Source organism: Ruegeria sp. YTSA168 (genome assembly GCF_059610045.1).
In genome coordinates this window covers 163690-182194 of sequence record NZ_JBXWMW010000004.1, presented here as the reverse complement: position 1 = coordinate 182194, position 18505 = coordinate 163690, and the positions used below count along the sequence as shown (strand labels likewise).

The 18505-nt window shown below is 57.7% G+C and carries 20 protein-coding genes; 7 read left to right on the top strand and 13 right to left on the bottom strand.

All coding sequences use genetic code 11. The annotated features are described in order from the left end of the window. Positions 1-91 precede the first annotated feature (91 nt). The 7 genes from AC2FFE_RS10145 (at position 92) to AC2FFE_RS10115 (ending at position 7005) form a co-directional block, all read left to right on the top strand. Entirely contained in the window at positions 92-1480 is a 1389-nt protein-coding gene (locus AC2FFE_RS10145; RefSeq protein WP_496819036.1) for a 1-acyl-sn-glycerol-3-phosphate acyltransferase, read from the top strand. 113 nt (positions 1481-1593) lie between these two features. Then, complete coding sequence (gene ccrA / locus AC2FFE_RS10140; protein ID WP_496819037.1) at positions 1594-2880, top strand: crotonyl-CoA carboxylase/reductase; 1287 nt, start codon at positions 1594-1596, stop codon at positions 2878-2880. A gap of 207 nt (positions 2881-3087) precedes the next feature. Continuing rightward, the gene (locus AC2FFE_RS10135) at positions 3088-3306 is read left to right on the top strand and encodes a hypothetical protein (RefSeq protein ID WP_496819038.1); all 219 of its coding nucleotides are present in this window, start codon (positions 3088-3090) and stop codon (positions 3304-3306) included. Then, entirely contained in the window at positions 3245-3964 is a 720-nt protein-coding gene (locus tag AC2FFE_RS10130; RefSeq protein WP_496819039.1) for a helix-turn-helix transcriptional regulator, read from the top strand. Before AC2FFE_RS10135 ends, AC2FFE_RS10130 begins: the two co-directional genes overlap by 62 nt. A gap of 83 nt (positions 3965-4047) precedes the next feature. Then, positions 4048-4686, top strand: coding sequence for an acyl-homoserine-lactone synthase (locus AC2FFE_RS10125; RefSeq protein ID WP_496846556.1), 639 nt, complete (start codon positions 4048-4050; stop codon positions 4684-4686). A gap of 61 nt (positions 4687-4747) precedes the next feature. Further along, complete coding sequence (locus AC2FFE_RS10120) at positions 4748-6280, top strand: ATP-dependent DNA helicase (protein ID WP_496846555.1); 1533 nt, start codon at positions 4748-4750, stop codon at positions 6278-6280. Continuing rightward, positions 6277-7005, top strand: a complete 729-nt coding sequence (locus tag AC2FFE_RS10115; RefSeq protein ID WP_496819042.1) for an SDR family oxidoreductase — start codon at positions 6277-6279, stop codon at positions 7003-7005. The genes AC2FFE_RS10120 and AC2FFE_RS10115 overlap by 4 nt, the downstream gene beginning before the upstream one ends. A 3-nt stretch (positions 7006-7008) precedes the next feature. Here AC2FFE_RS10115 and AC2FFE_RS10110 read toward each other — a convergent pair whose 3' ends face one another. The 13 genes from AC2FFE_RS10110 to trpS all read right to left on the bottom strand — a co-directional run bounded on the left by AC2FFE_RS10110 (position 7009) and on the right by trpS (position 18502). After that, on the bottom strand, positions 7009-7776 hold the full coding sequence (locus tag AC2FFE_RS10110; protein WP_496846674.1) for a TIGR02186 family protein: 768 nt from the start codon (positions 7774-7776) through the stop codon (positions 7009-7011). Positions 7777-7778: 2 nt separating this feature from the next. Further along, positions 7779-8699, bottom strand: coding sequence for a sulfite exporter TauE/SafE family protein (locus AC2FFE_RS10105; protein ID WP_170535866.1), 921 nt, complete (start codon positions 8697-8699; stop codon positions 7779-7781). A gap of 256 nt (positions 8700-8955) precedes the next feature. Continuing rightward, positions 8956-9924, bottom strand: a complete 969-nt coding sequence (locus AC2FFE_RS10100) for an ABC transporter permease (protein WP_496846554.1) — start codon at positions 9922-9924, stop codon at positions 8956-8958. Beyond that, positions 9924-11018 (bottom strand): ABC transporter permease, encoded by a 1095-nt coding sequence (locus AC2FFE_RS10095; RefSeq protein ID WP_496846553.1) that lies wholly within the window; start codon positions 11016-11018, stop codon positions 9924-9926. Before AC2FFE_RS10095 ends, AC2FFE_RS10100 begins: the two co-directional genes overlap by 1 nt. 3 nt (positions 11019-11021) lie before the next feature. Continuing rightward, positions 11022-12551: an ABC transporter ATP-binding protein gene (locus AC2FFE_RS10090; RefSeq protein ID WP_496846552.1), complete on the bottom strand. Its 1530-nt coding sequence runs from the start codon at positions 12549-12551 to the stop codon at positions 11022-11024. A gap of 93 nt (positions 12552-12644) precedes the next feature. Then, positions 12645-13643, bottom strand: coding sequence for a BMP family lipoprotein (locus AC2FFE_RS10085; RefSeq protein ID WP_496819048.1), 999 nt, complete (start codon positions 13641-13643; stop codon positions 12645-12647). 152 nt (positions 13644-13795) lie between these two features. Beyond that, positions 13796-14215 carry a GNAT family N-acetyltransferase gene (locus tag AC2FFE_RS10080; RefSeq protein WP_496846551.1) on the bottom strand — a complete coding sequence of 140 codons (420 nt, stop codon included), beginning with the start codon at positions 14213-14215 and terminating at the stop codon, positions 13796-13798. After that, complete coding sequence (gene tsaB / locus AC2FFE_RS10075) at positions 14212-14802, bottom strand: tRNA (adenosine(37)-N6)-threonylcarbamoyltransferase complex dimerization subunit type 1 TsaB (RefSeq protein WP_496819050.1); 591 nt, start codon at positions 14800-14802, stop codon at positions 14212-14214. Before tsaB ends, AC2FFE_RS10080 begins: the two co-directional genes overlap by 4 nt. Beyond that, positions 14792-15355 (bottom strand): NifU family protein, encoded by a 564-nt coding sequence (locus AC2FFE_RS10070; RefSeq protein ID WP_496846550.1) that lies wholly within the window; start codon positions 15353-15355, stop codon positions 14792-14794. The genes tsaB and AC2FFE_RS10070 overlap by 11 nt, the downstream gene beginning before the upstream one ends. Before the next feature lie 69 nt (positions 15356-15424). After that, a complete protein-coding gene (locus AC2FFE_RS10065) occupies positions 15425-16018 on the bottom strand; it encodes a 2-hydroxychromene-2-carboxylate isomerase (protein ID WP_496846549.1) in 594 nt (197 codons plus the stop codon). A 1-nt stretch (position 16019) separates the two neighbouring features. Then, positions 16020-16475 carry a universal stress protein gene (locus AC2FFE_RS10060; protein ID WP_170535882.1) on the bottom strand — a complete coding sequence of 152 codons (456 nt, stop codon included), beginning with the start codon at positions 16473-16475 and terminating at the stop codon, positions 16020-16022. Between the two features lie 76 nt (positions 16476-16551). Beyond that, the gene (locus AC2FFE_RS10055) at positions 16552-17415 is read right to left on the bottom strand and encodes a branched-chain amino acid aminotransferase (protein WP_496819054.1); all 864 of its coding nucleotides are present in this window, start codon (positions 17413-17415) and stop codon (positions 16552-16554) included. Positions 17416-17473: 58 nt separating this feature from the next. Then, positions 17474-18502: a tryptophan--tRNA ligase gene (gene trpS, locus AC2FFE_RS10050; RefSeq protein ID WP_496846548.1), complete on the bottom strand. Its 1029-nt coding sequence runs from the start codon at positions 18500-18502 to the stop codon at positions 17474-17476. Between the last annotated feature and the right edge of the window lie 3 nt (positions 18503-18505).

Below are 18505 nucleotides of genomic sequence, written 5' to 3'. Positions count from 1 at the left end.
CGCAATTTTCGGGCTATGTCAATTCGCTGCGTTGCGGCATTTCAAATTTGTTCAGATTGTGAGCCGTTCCGATTAGTGGCACTGTGCTGGCATGACTCAGACTGTGGAACTTCCGCTGTGGCTCTTTTTGTTGATCGTGGTTTTCGCCATGGTTACCTTTGCCTCGCATTTTCTGTTCCCCTCGGTGCGCTGGTTCTTTCGGCGTCGATTGGAACGGGCTGTATCCCGGTTGAACCAACGCCTGCAGCGACCGATCCAGCCGTTCAAGCTGGCAAGGCGGCATGACATGATCCAGCGGCTGATTTATGACCCGCAGGTTGGTCAGGCCGTTCAGCAGCATGCGCATGAAGAAGGCATCCCCGAAGCGGTCGCCTTTGAACAGGCGCGTCGCTACGCGCGTGAGATCGCGCCGTCTTTTTCGACCTTCGTCTATTTCAGCTTCGCCATTCGTCTTGCCCGCCTGCTTAGCAATACGTTCTATGATGTCCGCCTCAGCTATACGGACGAAGCCGCGATCAAGAAGATTGATCCTGAGGCGACAGTGGTCTTTGTCATGAACCATCGCAGCAACATGGATTATGTGCTGGTCACCTATCTGGCTGCACGGCAATCGGCGCTGTCTTATGCGGTTGGGGAATGGGCGCGGGTTTGGCCGCTCAGCCGCCTGATACGGGCCATGGGGGCCTATTTCATCCGTCGCAAATCTGGCAGTGACCTGTATCGTCAGGTGCTGGCCAGCTATGTCCGCCATGCGACCGAGGCCGGGGTGACACAAGCGATGTTCCCGGAAGGGGGGCTTAGCCTGACCGGCGCTTTGGGGCGGCCAAAGCTGGGGCTGTTGAAATACATCATCGACGGGACTTCGGCAGAAGGGCGGGATGTGGTCTTTGTTCCCGTCGCGCTGAATTACGACCGGGTTCTAGAGGATACGATCTTGACCCGTGCCGCATTGGGGGCTGAGCGGCGATTTCGGGCCCGTATCGGGGTGATCACACGCTGGATTTTGAAACAGATCTGGCGTCGCTTGATTGGCCGGTACAAGCGGTTTGGAATGGCATCGGTCAGATATGGCCGGCCGATTTCGTTGAAACAGTTCAGTGAGGAGGGCCGGAGTGATCTGATGACAGATCTGGCCCGCGAGCTCATGCAGCGAATTGGCGCTGCGATCCCTGTAGTCCCGGCACCGGCTGCCTGTGCGTTGCTGCGTGACCAGGGCCCGTTGTCAGAGCAGGAATTGAAAGCGCGCATTGCAGCGTTAATGAAGGCAGATGATGATCTGCTGCCCGAAGATGACGACGCGGTGAGCGACGCTTTGGATCAATTGGTCGAGCGTCGGATCTTGCGCCGCGATCAGGGCATCCTCAGCCTCTCAGATCAACGCGTTGATCTTCAAAACTACTATGCGGCGTCGGTTCCGGCGCGTGTAGATTCTGGCAATACTGCAGGTGCAAAGGAAATTTCTGCACCCGCAGGGTCATAAAATTACAAATTACACGCAAAAACGGTTGCAATATTACTTAGTGGTCAATATTCACATCTTGAGACGCGCACGATTCTGCGGCGCGGCAAAGGTATTGAGAGAAGGAGGCCAGCATGGCTTTGGACACCGAAAGTGGTATCGCGTCGTACGAGGCACCCGAAAAGGACCTCTATGAGATGGGGGAAATCCCTCCGATGGGGTTTGTGCCCAAACAGATGTACGCCTGGGCGATCCGCAAAGAGCGCCACGGAGAACCAAATACTGCGATGCAGCAGGAAGTGGTCGATGTGCCCGAGCTGGACAGCAACGAGGTCCTGGTCCTCGTGATGGCGGCGGGCGTCAACTATAACGGAGTCTGGGCTGCACTGGGCCAGCCGATCAGCCCGTTTGACGGCCACAAAGCCCCGTATCACATTGCGGGTTCGGATGCGTCGGGAATCGTTTGGGCCGTTGGTGACAAGGTCAAGCGCTGGAAAGTGGGCGATGAGGTGGTCATCCACTGCAACCAGGACGATGGCGATGACGAGGAATGCAATGGCGGCGATCCGATGTACTCGCCCAGCCAGCGAATCTGGGGTTATGAGACTCCGGATGGCTCGTTCAGTCAGTTCACCCGCGTACAGGCGCAACAGTTGATGCCGCGCCCGAAGCATCTGACATGGGAAGAGGCGGCGTGCTATACGCTGACGCTGGCCACTGCCTATCGGATGTTGTTTGGTCATGAGCCGCACGATCTGAAACCCGGGCAGAACGTTCTGGTCTGGGGTGCGTCGGGTGGTTTGGGTTCTTATGCGATCCAGCTGATCAATACAGCAGGAGCGAATGCGATCGGCGTGATCTCGGACGAAAGCAAGCGTGACTTTGTCATGGGGCTGGGTGCCAAGGGGGTTCTGAACCGCAAGGATTTCAACTGCTGGGGTCAATTGCCCACGGTGAACACCCCTGAATATGCCGAGTGGTTCAAAGAGGCCCGCAAGTTTGGCAAGGCAATCTGGGACATCACCGGCAAAGGCAACAATGTCGATATGGTGTTCGAACATCCGGGTGAAAGCACGTTCCCGGTTTCGACCTTCGTGGTGAAAAAGGGCGGTATGGTTGTGATCTGCGCCGGAACCACCGGGTTCAACTGCACCTTCGACGTGCGTTACATGTGGATGCATCAGAAACGCCTGCAGGGCTCACATTTTGCGCATCTGAAACAGGCGGCAGCGGCGAACCAGCTGATGGTCGAACGTCGTCTGGATCCGTGCATGTCCGAAGTGTTCACGTGGAACGACCTGCCCGAGGCGCATATGAAAATGCTGCGAAACGAGCACAAACCTGGCAATATGTCGGTCCTTGTTCAGGCGCCGCGCACTGGAATGCGCACGTTGGAAGAGGTTCTGGACGCGCGCGCTTAAGATATCCGCAAGTACGCTTTCCGCACCCGCGAATCACCGTTTCGGTTCGCGGGTGCTCTACTTTTTGGAACCAGTTTGAAGGCTTTCAATAAGTTGCCAAACCGACCCTCGCTGCTTTTGGGGAGTAGAAACCAGTGAATATGCCGAAAAAGATCATACATGTTATGGTTGTGTTAACTGTTCGTTAACTGTTTCAGAGAGACCCTGATGGCGCAGAATGAGTGGATTTTGGACGTATTGTCGGACCTCAACGCGTTCGCAGTTGCGAATGGGTTGACCGCGTTGGCTGAACAGTTGGATGACACCCGGCTGATTGCCGCCGCCGAGATCGCGTCCATCAAGGATGAGGCACAGGCGCCGGCGGATGGCAACAGAACTCGATTTGAGTCAGATCCTGCAGGATTTGGAAAACACCAGCACGCTTGATGAGCTCAGCGTCGTTGCCTTTCGACTACGCGACCATCTGAAGGTCGAACATCTGACATACCATTGGGTTGACGGGGCCGGAGATCAATACGGCTGTACAACCTATTCCGATGCCTGGGACGCACGGTATCGTGACAAAAACTATCACCGCATTGACCCTGTTATTCTAGGCTGTTTCCAACGATTTCACCCGGTCGATTGGAAGGCCCTAGACTGGTCCGGTAAAGTTTCAAAAGCGTTTTTGCAGGACGCGCTGGATCATGGGGTTGGCAATCAGGGATATTCGATCCCGATCCGGGGGCCTAATGGTCAGTTCGCGCTGTTTACCGTCAATCACAGTTGTGACGATAAAACCTGGCAGAACTTCATTGCAGATTACGGGCGCGAATTGATTCTGGTGGCCCACTTCATCAACCGCAAAGCGCTGGAGTTTGAAACGGACCGGCAACCCGAATCGACACGTAGCCTTTCCCCGCGTGAGATCGACGCGATGACGTTATTGGCTTTGGGCTATAGCCGTGCGCAGGTGGCGCATTCCCTGTCGATTTCCGAACATACGCTGCGGGTCTATATTGAAAGCGCCCGCGCAAAGCTGGGCGCGCAAAACACAACCCATGCTATCGCCACGGCGCTTAGCCGAGGATTAATAGTGGTTTAAGCCCCGCACGTCCTGAGAACAGATAATTAACCACGACTCTGTACCCCTTTCGTTCCTGCACAGGACGACAAGGGGAAAAAGTCATGTTGCGTTATCTGTATGCTGACGAGCTGCATAAATTTCCGACTCTGGCCGAGGGGATGTTTCTGGATCGTGCGGATCAGTTCAAAACCCGGTTGGGTTGGGACGTTCACGTAAATGCAAAAGGGGAAGAGCGGGATCAATACGATGATCTGAACCCGCTCTATGTCATTTGGGAAGAATCCGATGGCAGTCATGGCGGTTCGATGCGCGTGTTGCCGACCACCGGGCCTGTGATGATCAACGAAGTGTTCGGGCATCTGAACGAGGGGGAGCCGATTTGCAGCCCTCTGATCTGGGAGGTGACACGCTTTTGCTTGTCACGCACAGCCAGCCCGCACACAGCCGGGGCCATCATGCTCAGCGGTGGTGAGATGATGCAAGGGTTCGGCCTGACCCATATTGCTGGCGTCTTTGATGCCCGTATGATCCGGATTTACCGGATGATTGGTTCATCACCGGTTGTGCTGGGCACCGAAGGTAAAGGACGTGATCAGATTTCCGTGGGGCTGTGGCCTTATTCGGCGGATGATTGCAACCGTGTGGCGGCGCGGGCGGGTATCCCGCGCGAGCTCTCCAGGCTGTGGTTCAAAGCGGCGTTTGGACCCGGAAAACACCATCGGTTTGCTTTGTCTGCGTGACGAGCGCGAAAACACCACTCGGTATCTGGTGATGGCTGGCGCGGCCTTGTAGGGTCGCGCCATGTCTTTGCCGAACGTGATCTTTTCTGAAGACCAGGCCGCCGCCTATGACAGCATCGCCGAGATGCTGCGATCAGCCGGTGTCGACCTGGAAGATGATGCATTGCTGAAACTGCCGGGGGCGGGTAGGTCAGGCGTGATGGCCGTGGTTGGCAAGGCCGGGTCGGGTAAGACTCTGCTGCTGGCTGAACTTTATAAGGCTTTGGCTGAAAGCGGTGTTCAGATCGTCTCGGGCGATTATGAAAGCCGCAAATCTCGGGATAAGCGGACGCTTGCGATTCTGGCCCCGACCAACAAGGCCGCCAGTGTGCTGCGCTTGCGCGGCGTGCCCGCCACCACCATTCACCGCATCCTCTATACACCCGTTTATGATCCGGAATACGAGCGCATTGCGGAATGGCTGGCCGGAAATGGCGAACGGCCCGAGATTGAAGGCCTGACCGACGAAGCGCTGGACCGTGCTGCGGCATTCTATGAAAATAACAAATCAATTCCCGGCGCACTGGCTGCAGCCGGGTTGCGAGGGTCGGATTTCATCACCGGCTGGAAACGCCGCGACGAGCCATTGGATATCGGCTTTGTTGATGAAGCCTCGATGCTGGACGACCGTCAGTTCGAAGACCTGAAAGAGATTTTTCCAACCTTGCTGATGTTTGGTGATCCGGCGCAGCTGGCCCCGGTCAATCAATCCGGCAGCATGGTGTTTGAAACCCTGCCCGAGCCGCGCAAGCTGGAACTGCATCGCGTGCATCGTCAGGACGCGGACAATCCGATACTTGATTTGGCGCACGCGCTGGCGGACCCGGCCATGGGGTTTGAGGATTTCGAGCGGATGGTCGAAGACACCGCACGCCGCGACGACCGTGTCATATGGGGGCAAAGGGTTGAGGTCGATCTGATGGCCCGCAGCCCGGTTCTGGTCTGGCGCAATGCAACACGTATTCGATTGATCCAGGCCTTCCGACAGGTCCATGGCGCGCCGGATACTGAATTGCTGGAAGGCGAGCCGCTGATCTGTGACGGCCTTGAACTGCCTTTGAAGCATCGCAAAAAGCGGCTGGACCTTGAGGCGCGTGGCCTCATCAAGGGCGCTCAGGTTATCTATCTGGGACCGGGGCGCAAGCCGGGTTTTTCGCGTCTGCATGTGATGGGCGCAGAAGACCCGCAGGTTAGCGCGGCTTCGATTGTGCAGATCGAACAGCCGGATGAGGAAGAACCCTTTATCCCCTATGCCGCCCGCATGGGCGCAACATTTCTGCATGGCGCCGCGGTGACAATCCACAAGGCGCAGGGGTCGCAATGGGACACGGTTCAGGTTTTTGCTCCAGATATCTACGCAGCAGCTCGGATGGGCCGGACCGAGGCCGGGCAACCTCTTTGGAAGCGGTTGGCCTATGTGGCGATAACACGGGCACAGGAACGATTGATCTGGGTTGTGCGAAACCGGCTATCGAAGCCCACATATCCGTTGCGTGTAGATGACCTGAGGGCCGTTCCGGCGGCCTCACTGACGCTGGAGGTGGAAGAGACGTGAAAACGATCATTATTACCGGAGCGAGTTCAGGCATCGGGCAAGCCACTGCAGAGTTGTTTTTGGCCGAAGGTTGGACCGTGGGCCTTTTGGCCCGCAGTGCTGACAAACTGGCCGCAATTGCCGAAAGTCAGGCGCATGCGATACCGCTGGTTGCGGATGTCACGGATCCCGAGGCTGTCGATGACGCATTTCAGGAGTTTGAGGGCCAAACGAGTCGGTTGGATGTGCTGTTCAATAATGCCGGTATCTTTGCCCCCGGCGGCACGATCGATGAAATCACGCTGGAGGATTGGTATCACAGTGTCAATGTGAACCTGAACGGCATGTTCCTGTGCGCCCGGGCAGCGTTTCGGACCATGCGCAACCAATCTCCACAAGGCGGCCGCATTATCAACAACGGGTCAATCGCTGCACATGTACCGCGTCCGAACTCGGTACATTATTCAGCGACGAAACACGCGATCACAGGGCTGACTCGCAGCCTGTCCCTGGACGGGCGCAGCTTTGGCATTGCCTGCGGTCAGATCGACATTGGAAATGCGCGGACGCAGATGGTGCAAGGGCTGGTCGATGCCGCCATCTCCAACGGTGAAACGCCCGACCCGACCATGGATGTTCAGGATGCCGCGTCTTCAGTCCTGCATATGGCCAACCTGCCGCCTGAGGCGAATGTCCAGTTCATGACGGTGATGGCCACCACCATGCCCTATATCGGAAGGGGATAGGCGTTACTTCTCGCGCAGCAAACGGAAGGCGGTCGATGCGCCCCAACCTGCCACGATTGCGATGACCAGCGACATCAAACCATATAGCGCAGGTTGCTCGCGCGACATGGTATAAAGGAACCGCTCAAGTCCCACCTTGCGCACGTCAATCGTTGTCTCATAGTGCGATACGACCTGCCCGTCGCGCGTCAGGTAGATGCGCGCCACATAGTCGCCTTCGGTGAGGTCCGCCGGCATCGCAACTGAGGTGCGAAACAGTGTTTGCTCATCCACTGCCACCGTGTTTTCACGGATGGAATACAGGTCTTCGCTTTCCCGAATGCGCACAACTGCTTCGGCAAAGTCCTGAGCGCCTTGAATGTTCATCGCGGCGCCAACAGACCGGATGGCCCGCTCGATTGAGATGCGATAGCGCAGGTCTTCGGTGTCGGTGATAATATCGTCAAACGGGGCGCTGGTGGCGACCGCATAGAAGCTGGGCGCAAGGTCGATCAGCACGCTGTCGGTGTTGACCCAAATCCCAAGCCGGCGCGCCTTGCGGCGTACGGTTATCGGCTCTGACGGGCCTGCAAGGGCGACGATAACCTCAACCGGAGGGCCTTCGGGTATCGGGGCCTCACGTTTGATAGCGCCGAAGATCAGAATCTCGGATCCGTCGAAATTCGCGGTGATTGCGACGCGATCCTGACTGAGCCCAAGAACCACCTGTTCTTCTGCAGCGGCGGCAGGCAAGCACATCAGACATAGGGAGGCAAAGAATGCGCGGACCATCATCAATGCCCTCCGCTTGCGCCAAGGGAGTAGAGCTCGCTCGGTTCCAAAAGCAGATCAAGCGCCAGCTTGCCGCAGACCACAAGGACCAAAGCCGCCAGAAGTACGCGCAGCTGTTCGGCAGGCATGCGGGCTCCGATCACGGTGCCAATCTGGGCGCCGATCACGCCCCCAACCAGCAACAGAACCGCCAGCACAATGTCGACCGTATAGTTGGTCGTGGCATGCAGCATGGTTGTGAAGGCGGTGACGAAGATGATCTGGAACAATGAAGTTCCGACCACAACCTTCGTCGGCATGCCCAGCAGGTAAATCATGGCCGGGACCATGATAAAGCCTCCGCCCACGCCCATGATGGCAGACAAGATGCCAACACACAGCCCGACGACAACCGGCGGGATGACCGAGATATAAAGGCCAGAAGTGCGAAAGCGCATCTTCAGCGGCAGTGAATGCACCCAGCCACGTTGGCGTCGTTTAGCAGGTCCACCTGTACCTTTCTTCACCCGCCGCAGGGCGCGTAGACTTTCGACGAACATCAGGCTGCCGATAACACCCAGGAAGACCACATAGCAAAGCGTGACCAGCAGATCGACCTGGCCCAGGCTTTTGAGATAGTTGAAGATCACTACACCCACGGCGGCCCCGATCAGGCCACCCACGAGAAGCACTGTGCCCATCTTCAGGTCCACGGTTTTTCGTCGAAGATGCGCCAGCACACCCGAGAACGAAGATGCGACGATCTGGTTGGCTTCGGTCGCAACAGCGACTGCCGGGGGAATGCCGATAAAGAACAGCAACGGGGTCATCAGGAACCCCCCGCCAACACCAAACATACCGGAAAGGATGCCGACCATCCCCCCCAGCCCTAGTAGAAGAAAGGCATTTACGGAGACTTCGGCAATGGGAAGGTATATTTGCATGGTTTCTTCTAGGTGCGCCGGGAACGATTGCGCAGCGATGCAATGCTGTCGCGGCGGGAACGGGTTGGTAACTGGATTCGACCCGAGTTCTGAACAGTCACAAGCCCAACGTCAACAGCGTGCCGGGGCCGCCGAGCCGTGATACTTATCCGAGACCAGAGGTTCATACCCTCTTAGAGCGGTTGCGGCATGCAAAATCAACTCTGCATGCCGCTTTGCAGCGAACAGGATCCAAAATTGTTCCAAACTGGACCTATCAGCGTTCCTTCACATAGGGTTCGCCGCCTGCACGTGGGGGAACGGCCTTGCCGACAAAGCCCGCCAGGATCACCACGGTCAGGATATAGGGCAGGGCGTCCATCACCTGAACCGGGATCACGACCCCGCCTAGATCGATGTTCTGGAACCGCAAGGCGATGGCTTGCAGTAGTCCGAACAACAGGCACGCCCACATCGCATGCCATGGGCGCCATTTTGCGAAGATCAAAGCTGCCAAAGCGATGAACCCGCGACCGGCGGTCATTTCTTTGACAAAACCTGCCTGCAACGCCGTAGCAAGATAGGCCCCGGCAATCCCGCATAGGATGCCGCAGATGGCAACGGCCGCAAACCGCAAGCCAACGACCGAAACGCCAGCTGTATCGACCGCCGCCGGGTTTTCACCCACGGCTCGCAGGCGCAGGCCAAACCGGGTGCGATAAAGGATCCACCATGTAAGGGGCACCATCAGGAAGGCGACGTAGACCAGTATTGAATGCCCGGACAGAAGTTCCGAGTAGATCGGTCCGATGATCGGAACGTTGCTCAGCGCCTCTACAAAGGGGAACTCGATCGGTTCAAAGCGGCCTCCGCCAAACAGGGACGGGGTGCGACCGCCCTGCTGGAACCAGCTTTGGGCGATCAGAACGGTCAGCCCCGAGGCCAGAAAGTTGATCGCCACGCCCGAGATCAGCTGATTGCCACGGAAGGTGATCGAGGCCACCCCGTGCAAAGCCGACAAGACAAGCGACGCACCAATACCTGCCAAAAGGCCCAACCAGACAGACCCCGTTACCGCTGCAACGGCTGCCGAGAAGAAGGCAGACATCAGCATCTTGCCTTCAAGCCCGATGTCAAAGATTCCAGCGCGTTCGGAATAAAGCCCGGCCAAACAGGCCAGCAGCAGGGGTGTTGCAAGGCGAATGGTCGAATCGAGGACCTGAATGAGGGTGATAAAGAACTCCATCACTCCACCCCCTTCCGCAGACCCAGGAACAGCTTCTCAAGCGGCATACGCACCATATTGTCCAGCGCCCCGGTGAACAGGATAACCAGCGCCTGAATGACGACGATCAGTTCGCGAGGGATCGAGGTCCAAAGCGCAAGCTCGGCCCCGCCCTGATACAGGAAGCCGAACAGCAGCGCGGCAAGGAACACGCCAAACGGATGCGAACGGCCCATGAGTGCCACGGCGATACCGATGAATCCGGCGCCTTCGGTCGAGTTCAGGACCAGGCGCTCGGCCTCACCCATAACGTTGTTGATGGCCATCATGCCTGCCAGCCCGCCTGAGATCAGCATGGCAATGATGGTGATCCGTACTGGTGAAATCCCGGCATAGACGGCCCCGGTTTCGGTTTTGCCGTAGGACCGGATTTCGTACCCAAGGCGCGTGCGCCAGATCAGGGCCCACACCACGACACAGGCCAAGATCGCAACGAAGAATGAGATATTTGCCGGTGCGCCCCGGAACATCACGTTTTCAGCGGTTGAGAACATGGATTGGAACGTCGGCAGATGCACCGCCTCGGGGAAGCGTGCGGTTGCAGGGTCTTGTGAGCCTTGCGGACGCATCACATTGACCAGCATGTAGTTCAAAAAGGCGGCAGCGATGAAGTTGAACATGATCGTAGTGATCACGATATGGCTGCCGCGCTTGGCTTGAAGATAGGCTGGGATTGCGGCCCATGCCGCACCGAACAGAGCGGCCCCAAGCGCTGCGGCGACCAGCGCAATACTCCAATGCGGCCACGGGATATACAGGCATACAATGGCTACGCCAAGACCACCCAACATCGCCTGGCCTTCACCGCCGATGTTGAACAGCCGCGCATGAAAGGCCACGGCCACGGCCAGCCCGGTGAACATGAAGTTGGTTGCGTAGTAGAGCGTATAGCCCCAGCCATAGGTCGACCCCAGCGCGCCCGTGACCATCAGGTTTACGGCTTCAACCGGGTTCTCTCCAATGGCCAGAATGACCAGCGCCGACAGAATCGTGGCCAACAGCAGACTGATCACCGGGATCAGAACCACATCGGCCCATTTAGGCATCTTTTCCATGCTTTAAGCGGCCTCTTCCGCAACACCGGCCATCAGCAGGCCCAGTTCTTTTTCATCGGTTCCGGCAGGCAAACGTTCACCCATGATTTGTCCGTCGAACATCACTGCGATCCGGTCGGACAGAGAGAAGATCTCTTCCAGCTCGACCGAGACTAGCAGGACCGCTTTGCCCTGATCTCGCAGGGCGACGATTTGTTTGTGAATGAATTCGATTGCACCGATATCCACGCCTCGCGTCGGTTGTCCGACCAGCAGCAGATCAGGGTTCCGTTCAATCTCGCGTGCGACAACAATTTTTTGCTGGTTGCCACCCGAGAAGCTTTTGGCGGCCAGCCACGGATCGGGCGGGCGCACGTCGAACTTGGCGATCTTGGCCTCAGTATCGGCGCGCAAAGCCGCGTTGTCCATAAACAGACCGCGCTGATAAGCGGGATCGCGGTGGTAGCCAAAGGCGACGTTCTCCCACGCGTGGAAGTCCATCACCAACCCTTCGCGCTGGCGGTCTTCGGGCACATGGGCGATGTGCTGGGCACGTCGCGCCTGACCATCCGATCCGGCACCGCTGAGTGCCAGAGAGGTGCCGTTCAGCTTGATCGAGCCTTGACCGGGTCGCATTCCACCCAGAACTTCCAACAGTTCTGACTGACCATTGCCCGCAACGCCCGCGATGCCGACAATCTCACCCGCGCGGACCGTTAGATTGATGCCTTTGACCCGCTCAACGCCCGCGCTGTCGAACACCTGCAGGTTCTCGATTTCCAGTATGGGCTTGCCCGGCTGGGCGGGTACTTTGTCGACTTGTAGCAGTACCTTGCGGCCTACCATCAGTTCGGCCAGTTCTTCGGGGCTGGTTTCGGCGGTTTTTACGGTCGCCGTCATCTCACCGCGTCGCATGACCGACACGGTGTCGGTGTTTTCCATGATTTCACGCAGTTTATGCGTGATCACGATGATCGTTTTTCCTTCGGTCCGCAGCCGATCGAGGATGCGAAAAAGCTGATCCGCCTCAGACGGCGTCAGAACACCGGTGGGTTCGTCCAGAATCAGAATCTCGGCCTTGCGATACAACGCCTTGAGGATTTCGACACGCTGCTGCATGCCGACGCCAATCTCGTCGATGCGCTTGTCGGGGTCAACGAACAGTTCGTACTCTTCTTCCAACGCTTTCAGTTCTTTGCGGGCCTTGGCCAAAGACGGGGCCAGCAGCCCGCCATCTTCGGCACCCAGAACGATATTTTCGAGAACGGTGAAGTTTTCAACCAGCTTGAAATGCTGAAACACCATCCCGATGCCCGAGGCGATGGCCGCCTGGCTATCCGGTATCTCGGTCCTGGTGCCGTTGATCCAGATCTCACCTCTGTCGGCCTTGTAGAAGCCGTAGAGAATGCTCATCAGCGTGGATTTGCCCGCACCGTTTTCACCGATGATCCCGTGGATCGTGCCGGGGGCGACACTGATGGAAATGTCTTTGTTGGCCTGAACCGGCCCAAAGGCTTTGGAAATCCCTTTGAGCTCAATGGCGGGGACGATCATGTCTTGTCCTTGGGTTGCCGAAAGGGCCGCGTTTGCACAAAGCGGCAAAATGGAAACGGGACGGAAGGCTGAAAGCCTCCGTCCCGCGAAAGATCAGAACTGCAGTGCAGGGCAGCTGTCGTTCTCGTAGTAGCTGACAACGGTGACGTTGCCGTCGATGATGTCCTGACGCGCCTTGTCGATCGCGCCTTTCATGTCATCCGAGACGAGCGTGGCGTTGTTGTCATCCATTGCAACGCCCACACCTTCTTCGGCCAGACCCATTGCGAAGACACCGGTTTCAAGGTTTTCGCCTGCCTTCATCGCGTCATAGACGGCCACGTCCACGCGTTTCAGCATCGAGGTCAGAACTTTGCCTGGGTGCAGGTGGTTCTGGTTGCTGTCCACGCCGATCGACAGGATACCTTCGTCGGCTGCGGTTTGCAGAACACCAACGCCGGTGCCACCCGCGGCCGCATAGATCACGTCAGCGCCCTGGCTGATCTGCGCCTTGGTCAGCTCGGACCCTTTCACCGGGTCGTTCCAGGCCGCCGGGGTGGTGCCCGTCATGTTGGCAACAACTTCGATATCTGGGTTCACAGCTTTGGCGCCTTGCGCATAGCCGCAGCCAAAGTGGCGGATCAGCGGGATATCCATACCGCCGATAAAGCCAACGGTGCCGGATTCCGACGCCATCGCGGCCATCATGCCAACTAGATATGACCCTTCATGCTCGGCAAATCCGATCTGACGGATGTTTGGGGCATCCAGCCAGGTGACGTCGACGGCGACGAACTTGGTGTCCGGATAGTCACCGGCAACGGCGGACAGCGGATCGGCCATGGCAAAGCCCATGGTGATGATTGGGTTCGCGCCCGCTTCGGCAAAGCGACGCAATGCCTGTTCGCGCTGGGCTTCAGATTGCAGTTCGATCTCGCGGTATGTACCGCCGGTTTCCTCGGCCCAGCGTGTGGCGCCATTGTGGGCCGCCTCGTTGAACGATTTGTCGAACTTACCGCCCAGGTCAAAGATCAGCGCCGGCTCGGCCAGAGCTGCGCCAGCTGTCAGTGCGACCGCCGCAGCGGCACCCATCAAAGATTTCATCAGGGTCATTTTTTACTCCCGTTGGTTTTTGTCGGTCCGGAACCAAGATAGCCCCGTTTACCCACTCAGAGCGAGCATAACCGTTGTGATGACGGGAATTAAGGGTGTTTGCAACCGGCAGGGTCAAGAGGTTTTTGACCAGTTGGTCCAAAAATTGTGCCTTAGTTAAGGTGCAACAGGTATTCCATGACCATTGCGTCGCAGGTTTCGCCGGATTTTCGGGCATAGTAGCCCTTTCGCTGCCCACAAGGCCGGTATCCGCACCGTTCATACAGCGCAATTGCGGGCAGGTTGTCGGCGGCCACGTCCAAAAAGGCGCGTTTTGCCCCAAGCGTTTTGGCCTTAGCATGCCAGTCCGCCATGCATTGCTGGCCAAGACCCCGCCGCTGATACGCGGGGTGAGTCGCAATGGTCAGCAGTTCCGCTTCATCCGCGATGACCTGAAACAGGGCGAAAGAATCACTTGATCCAACGCAGTGCGTAAACGGGTTTGCCAGCAAGTCGGCAAACTCTGCCGCTGTCCACGGGCGGGATTGTGTGAACGCAGCCGCATGTGTTTGGGCCATTTCGTGTGGGGTCATTCGTCCAGTAGCACCGGAGGTTGGTCGCTGGATGGCGCGGCATCAGCAGCCCGGACATACAACGGTGCTGGCGGGAGTGAGACGGTCGTCCATCGACGCGCAGCAACCGTGGCAATTGCCTTTGCGTGCGCCGCCGGATCGGAGCAAAAGAACAGCTGTCCAAGCACATCTGCCTCGGCTTTGGGCATCAGGCGCCCGGGGCCGTCGTCTTGCTGCAGATAGACCTGTTCGCGCGGTGCCTGAATGGCTGGGAGATGACCGTTCGGTGCGATTTCGGCCAAGGCATCGAAGCCTGAAACCCCGACTGCTGGAACACCCAGCCCCAATGCCAGCCCCCGCGCTGCAGAGACCGAGATGCGAATGCCGGTGAAGTTACCGGGTCCGACACCAACCCCGATTGCATCCAGATCGGCCCAGGCACAACCAGATTGCTCCAAAACGTCTTCCAGCAGGGGCATCAGCCGTTCTGCCTGCCCGCGTGACATGGACTCGGCGGTGGACACAACAATCGCACCGTCCCGTAGCAAAGCGGCCGCGCAATGCGCGGCCGATGTGTCAAATGCCAGTATTGTTGGGTCAGACGGCAACCGGGCGAACCTCGGTCACTTCGGGAATATAGTGGCGCAGCAGGTTTTCGATGCCCATTTTCAGGGTCAGGGTCGAAGACGGGCAGCCTGCACAGGCGCCCTGCATGTGCAGGTAAACAACACCCCGGTCAAAACCGTGGAATGTGATGTCACCCCCATCCTGCGCTACCGCAGGCCGGACGCGGCTGTCCAGCAGGTCCTTGATCTGATCCACGATTTCAGAATCCTCGCCGGTATGCTCCGCATGGCCCGATGCCGCTGTTGCGTCAGCACCCATGACAGGTTGGCCGGACTGAAAATGCTCCATCACCGCGCCAAGGATGGCGGGTTTGATATGGTCCCACTCTACGTCATCAGATTTGGTGACCGTGACAAAGTCATTACCAAAAAACACGCCGGTCACACCGCTGACACCAAAGATAAGCTTGGCCAAGGGGGACTTCTCACCCGCTTCGGCATTTGGGAAATCCGCGGTTCCTGCCTCCAGCACCGTCTGGCCGGGCAAAAACTTTAGTGTGGCCGGGTTTGGGGTGGATTCGGTCTGAATGAACATGGGGCAGCTCCATCTGAGTTGCCTCTGATATGCGCGTGGCGCTCGTGGAAGTCAAGATTTGGAACGGTTCTAAATTTGGGCCGCGTAGTCCAACGCTTCACTCAACCTATCGTCACCCCAGAACAGTTCGTCTTTGACATACAAACTGGGGGCGCCGAAAATGCCCTTGTCCTTGGCGCGCTCAGTTTGCTGGAACAGAGCGGATTTGATGCTCGGTTCACTGGTGCGATGCAGCAAATCAGGTGATAGCCTGGCTTTGTCCAAACAAGCCAGCAGCGTCGCCTCGTCTGAGATATCACGCCCTTCACCAAACTCAGCGCTGTAGACCACACGTACAAACCGGGCTTTATGATCGGGGTCGTCGATTGCCAGAACCAGCCGCGCCGCACGCAAGCCATTTTGGGGAAAGGGGTCGGGCTTCTGAAAAGGCAGGCCCCGCGCCGCGCATAACCTTTCCATATCGCGCCACATATAGGAGCCCTTGGCGGGGTAGAGGTTGAACGGTGATGTGGTCCACCCCTGTTCCGCAAAGATAGGTCCCAGCAGAAAGGGCTGCCAATCGACCGTAAGGCCCCGGTCGGCAGCGACCTGTTCAATGCGCATGGCGCTGAGATAGGAGTAGGTCGAGGCGAATTCGAACCAGAACTCGACCCGCGACGCCATATCAGGTGATTTCCTCAAGTTTTTCCTTGCTCAGATCACCGGGTACGATCGTGATCGGAATTGGCAGACTGCCCGAACTTTTGGTCAACTGGGTGATCAGGGGGCCGGGGCCTTTCTTGTCGGTTCCTGCGCCCAAAACCAGCACTCCGATTTCAGGGTCCGATTGAACATGTTCGATGATCTGAGGCACGGGATCGCCTTCCCGGATCGCGAGCTCTGGATCAACGCCCTGTTTGTCGCGCATCCATTTGGCGAACACCTCGTAATGGGCATGGATACGCTCGCGCGCTTCTTCCCGCATCACCTCGGCCACGCCAATCCAATGGTTGAACTCATCCGGCGGGATCACCGACAAGATCGTGACGCCGCCACCGGTGTGCGAGGCGCGCATGGCGGCAAAACGCATCGCGTTCAGGCATTCGCGGCTATCATCCAATACGACCAGAAACTTGCGCATGGGGGTCCTCATTCATTTCGGGGATCATGCCCGACCGATTGCGTGCTGGCAACTCGGGTAAATCCCAGGTGATCGGTTAGCCTTCGCTTGCAGCCCAATCCCAGTAAAGCGCGCGGGCGCGCCGGGCAATAGGGCCAATCTGATATTGCGTATCGTCCAGAGCCGTCACAGGCGTCACCTTGTTCATATTTCCGGACATGAATACCTCATCCGCTGCGTGGAAATCATCAAAGCTCAGGATGGTTTCGTGGATCGTGACACCATCCGCGCGCAAGTTTGCAATATGACGCGCGCGGGTGATCCCGGCTAGGAACGTGCCGTTTGGGATTGGGGTGAACACCTCTCCATCCTTGGCCATGAAGATATTGGCGGTTGCAGTCTCGGCAACATTGCCCATCGCATCTGCGACCAGAGCGTTTGAGAAACCCTTGGCCTTTGCTTCGGCCAACATGCGGGCATTGTTGGGGTACAGACACCCGGCCTTGGCGTTCACCACGGCAGATTCCAGAACTGGCCGCCGAAACTGCGTGGTCGTAAGCGTGGCAGAGGCCGTTTCGGGTGCCATCGGGATTTCTTCCAGACAGATTGCAAACCCTGTGCTGTTTTCCTGTGGCACAATTGCGGTGTGATCGCCATCGATGCCCCAATACATTGGACGAATATAGACAGCGCTGTCCGGGGCATAGGTTTGCAACCCCTCATGCACCAATTCGACCATGTGTTCGGGGGTCACGGTCGGGGTCAGCATCAGCGCTTTGGCGGATCGGTTGACGCGCTCGCAATGTGCCAGCAAATCCGGTGCCATACCATTGAAATACCGCGCCCCGTCAAAGACAGAGGATCCCAGCCACGCGCCATGATCTGCCGCGCGCATGATAGGTGCATCCCCATCATGCCATTGGCCTTCGAAATAGGTGCGGATATTCTTGCCCGTTGCCATGACGCCCTCCCAAACTTTGGGCAAACCTAGGAGTGCGCCAGGCGAAGGTCCAGTGCAATCAGCGCACTGACGCGCCGACCATGCCTACGATCTCGTAGGTCCGTTTCAGAATCGGCTTGGTGATCTCGCGCGCCCGTTCGGCACCACGGGCCAGGATGCGGTCGATCTCGGACTGATCATTCATCAATCGGGCCATTTCGGACGAGATGGGCGAAAGCTTTTCGACCGCCAGATCGGCCAGCATCGGTTTGAAGTCTCCGAATTGCTTGCCGCCCACATCGGACAGCACCTGTTCCACGCTTTGATTCGAAAGCGCCGCATAGATATTGACCAGATTGCGCGCCTCGGGCCGGTCGTCCAAGCCGTCAGCTTCGGATGGCAGAGCATCCGGGTCCGTTTTGGCCTTGCGGATTTTCTTGGCGATCGTATCCGCGTCATCCGTCATGTTGATACGGCTCATATCCGACGGGTCGGATTTGGACATTTTCTTGGACCCGTCCCGCAAGCTCATAACCCGCGTGGCTGCCCCTTCGATCACCGGCTCGGTGATCGGAAAGAAATCCACACCAAAGTCATTGTTGAACTTGATCGCGATATCGCGTGTCAGTTCAAGGTGCTGTTTCTGATCGTCTCCCACGGGTACGTGCGTCGCGTGGTAGATCAGAATGTCAGCCGCCATCAGTGACGGATATGCAAACAGACCCAGCGAGGCGTTCTGCGTGTTCTTGCCCGCCTTGTCTTTCCACTGTGTCATCCGTTGCATCCAGCCCATCCGGGCCACGCAGTTGAAAATCCAGCCTAGTTGCGCGTGCTCAGGCACCTGGCTTTGGTTGAAAAGGATCGACTGTTCCGGATCGATACCTGCGGCTATGAACCCGGCGCATAGTTCGCGGGTATTGTGCGACAGCACTGCGGGGTCCTGCCATGTGGTGATCGCATGCAGGTCGACCATACAATAAACGGTTTCGAACTCTGGCCCTTGCATATCCACAAAGCGCTTCAGCGCGCCCAGATAATTGCCCAAGGTCAGCCCGCCCGAGGGCTGGATGCCGGAAAACACGCGCGGCGTGAATTGGGTCTGGGTCATCGA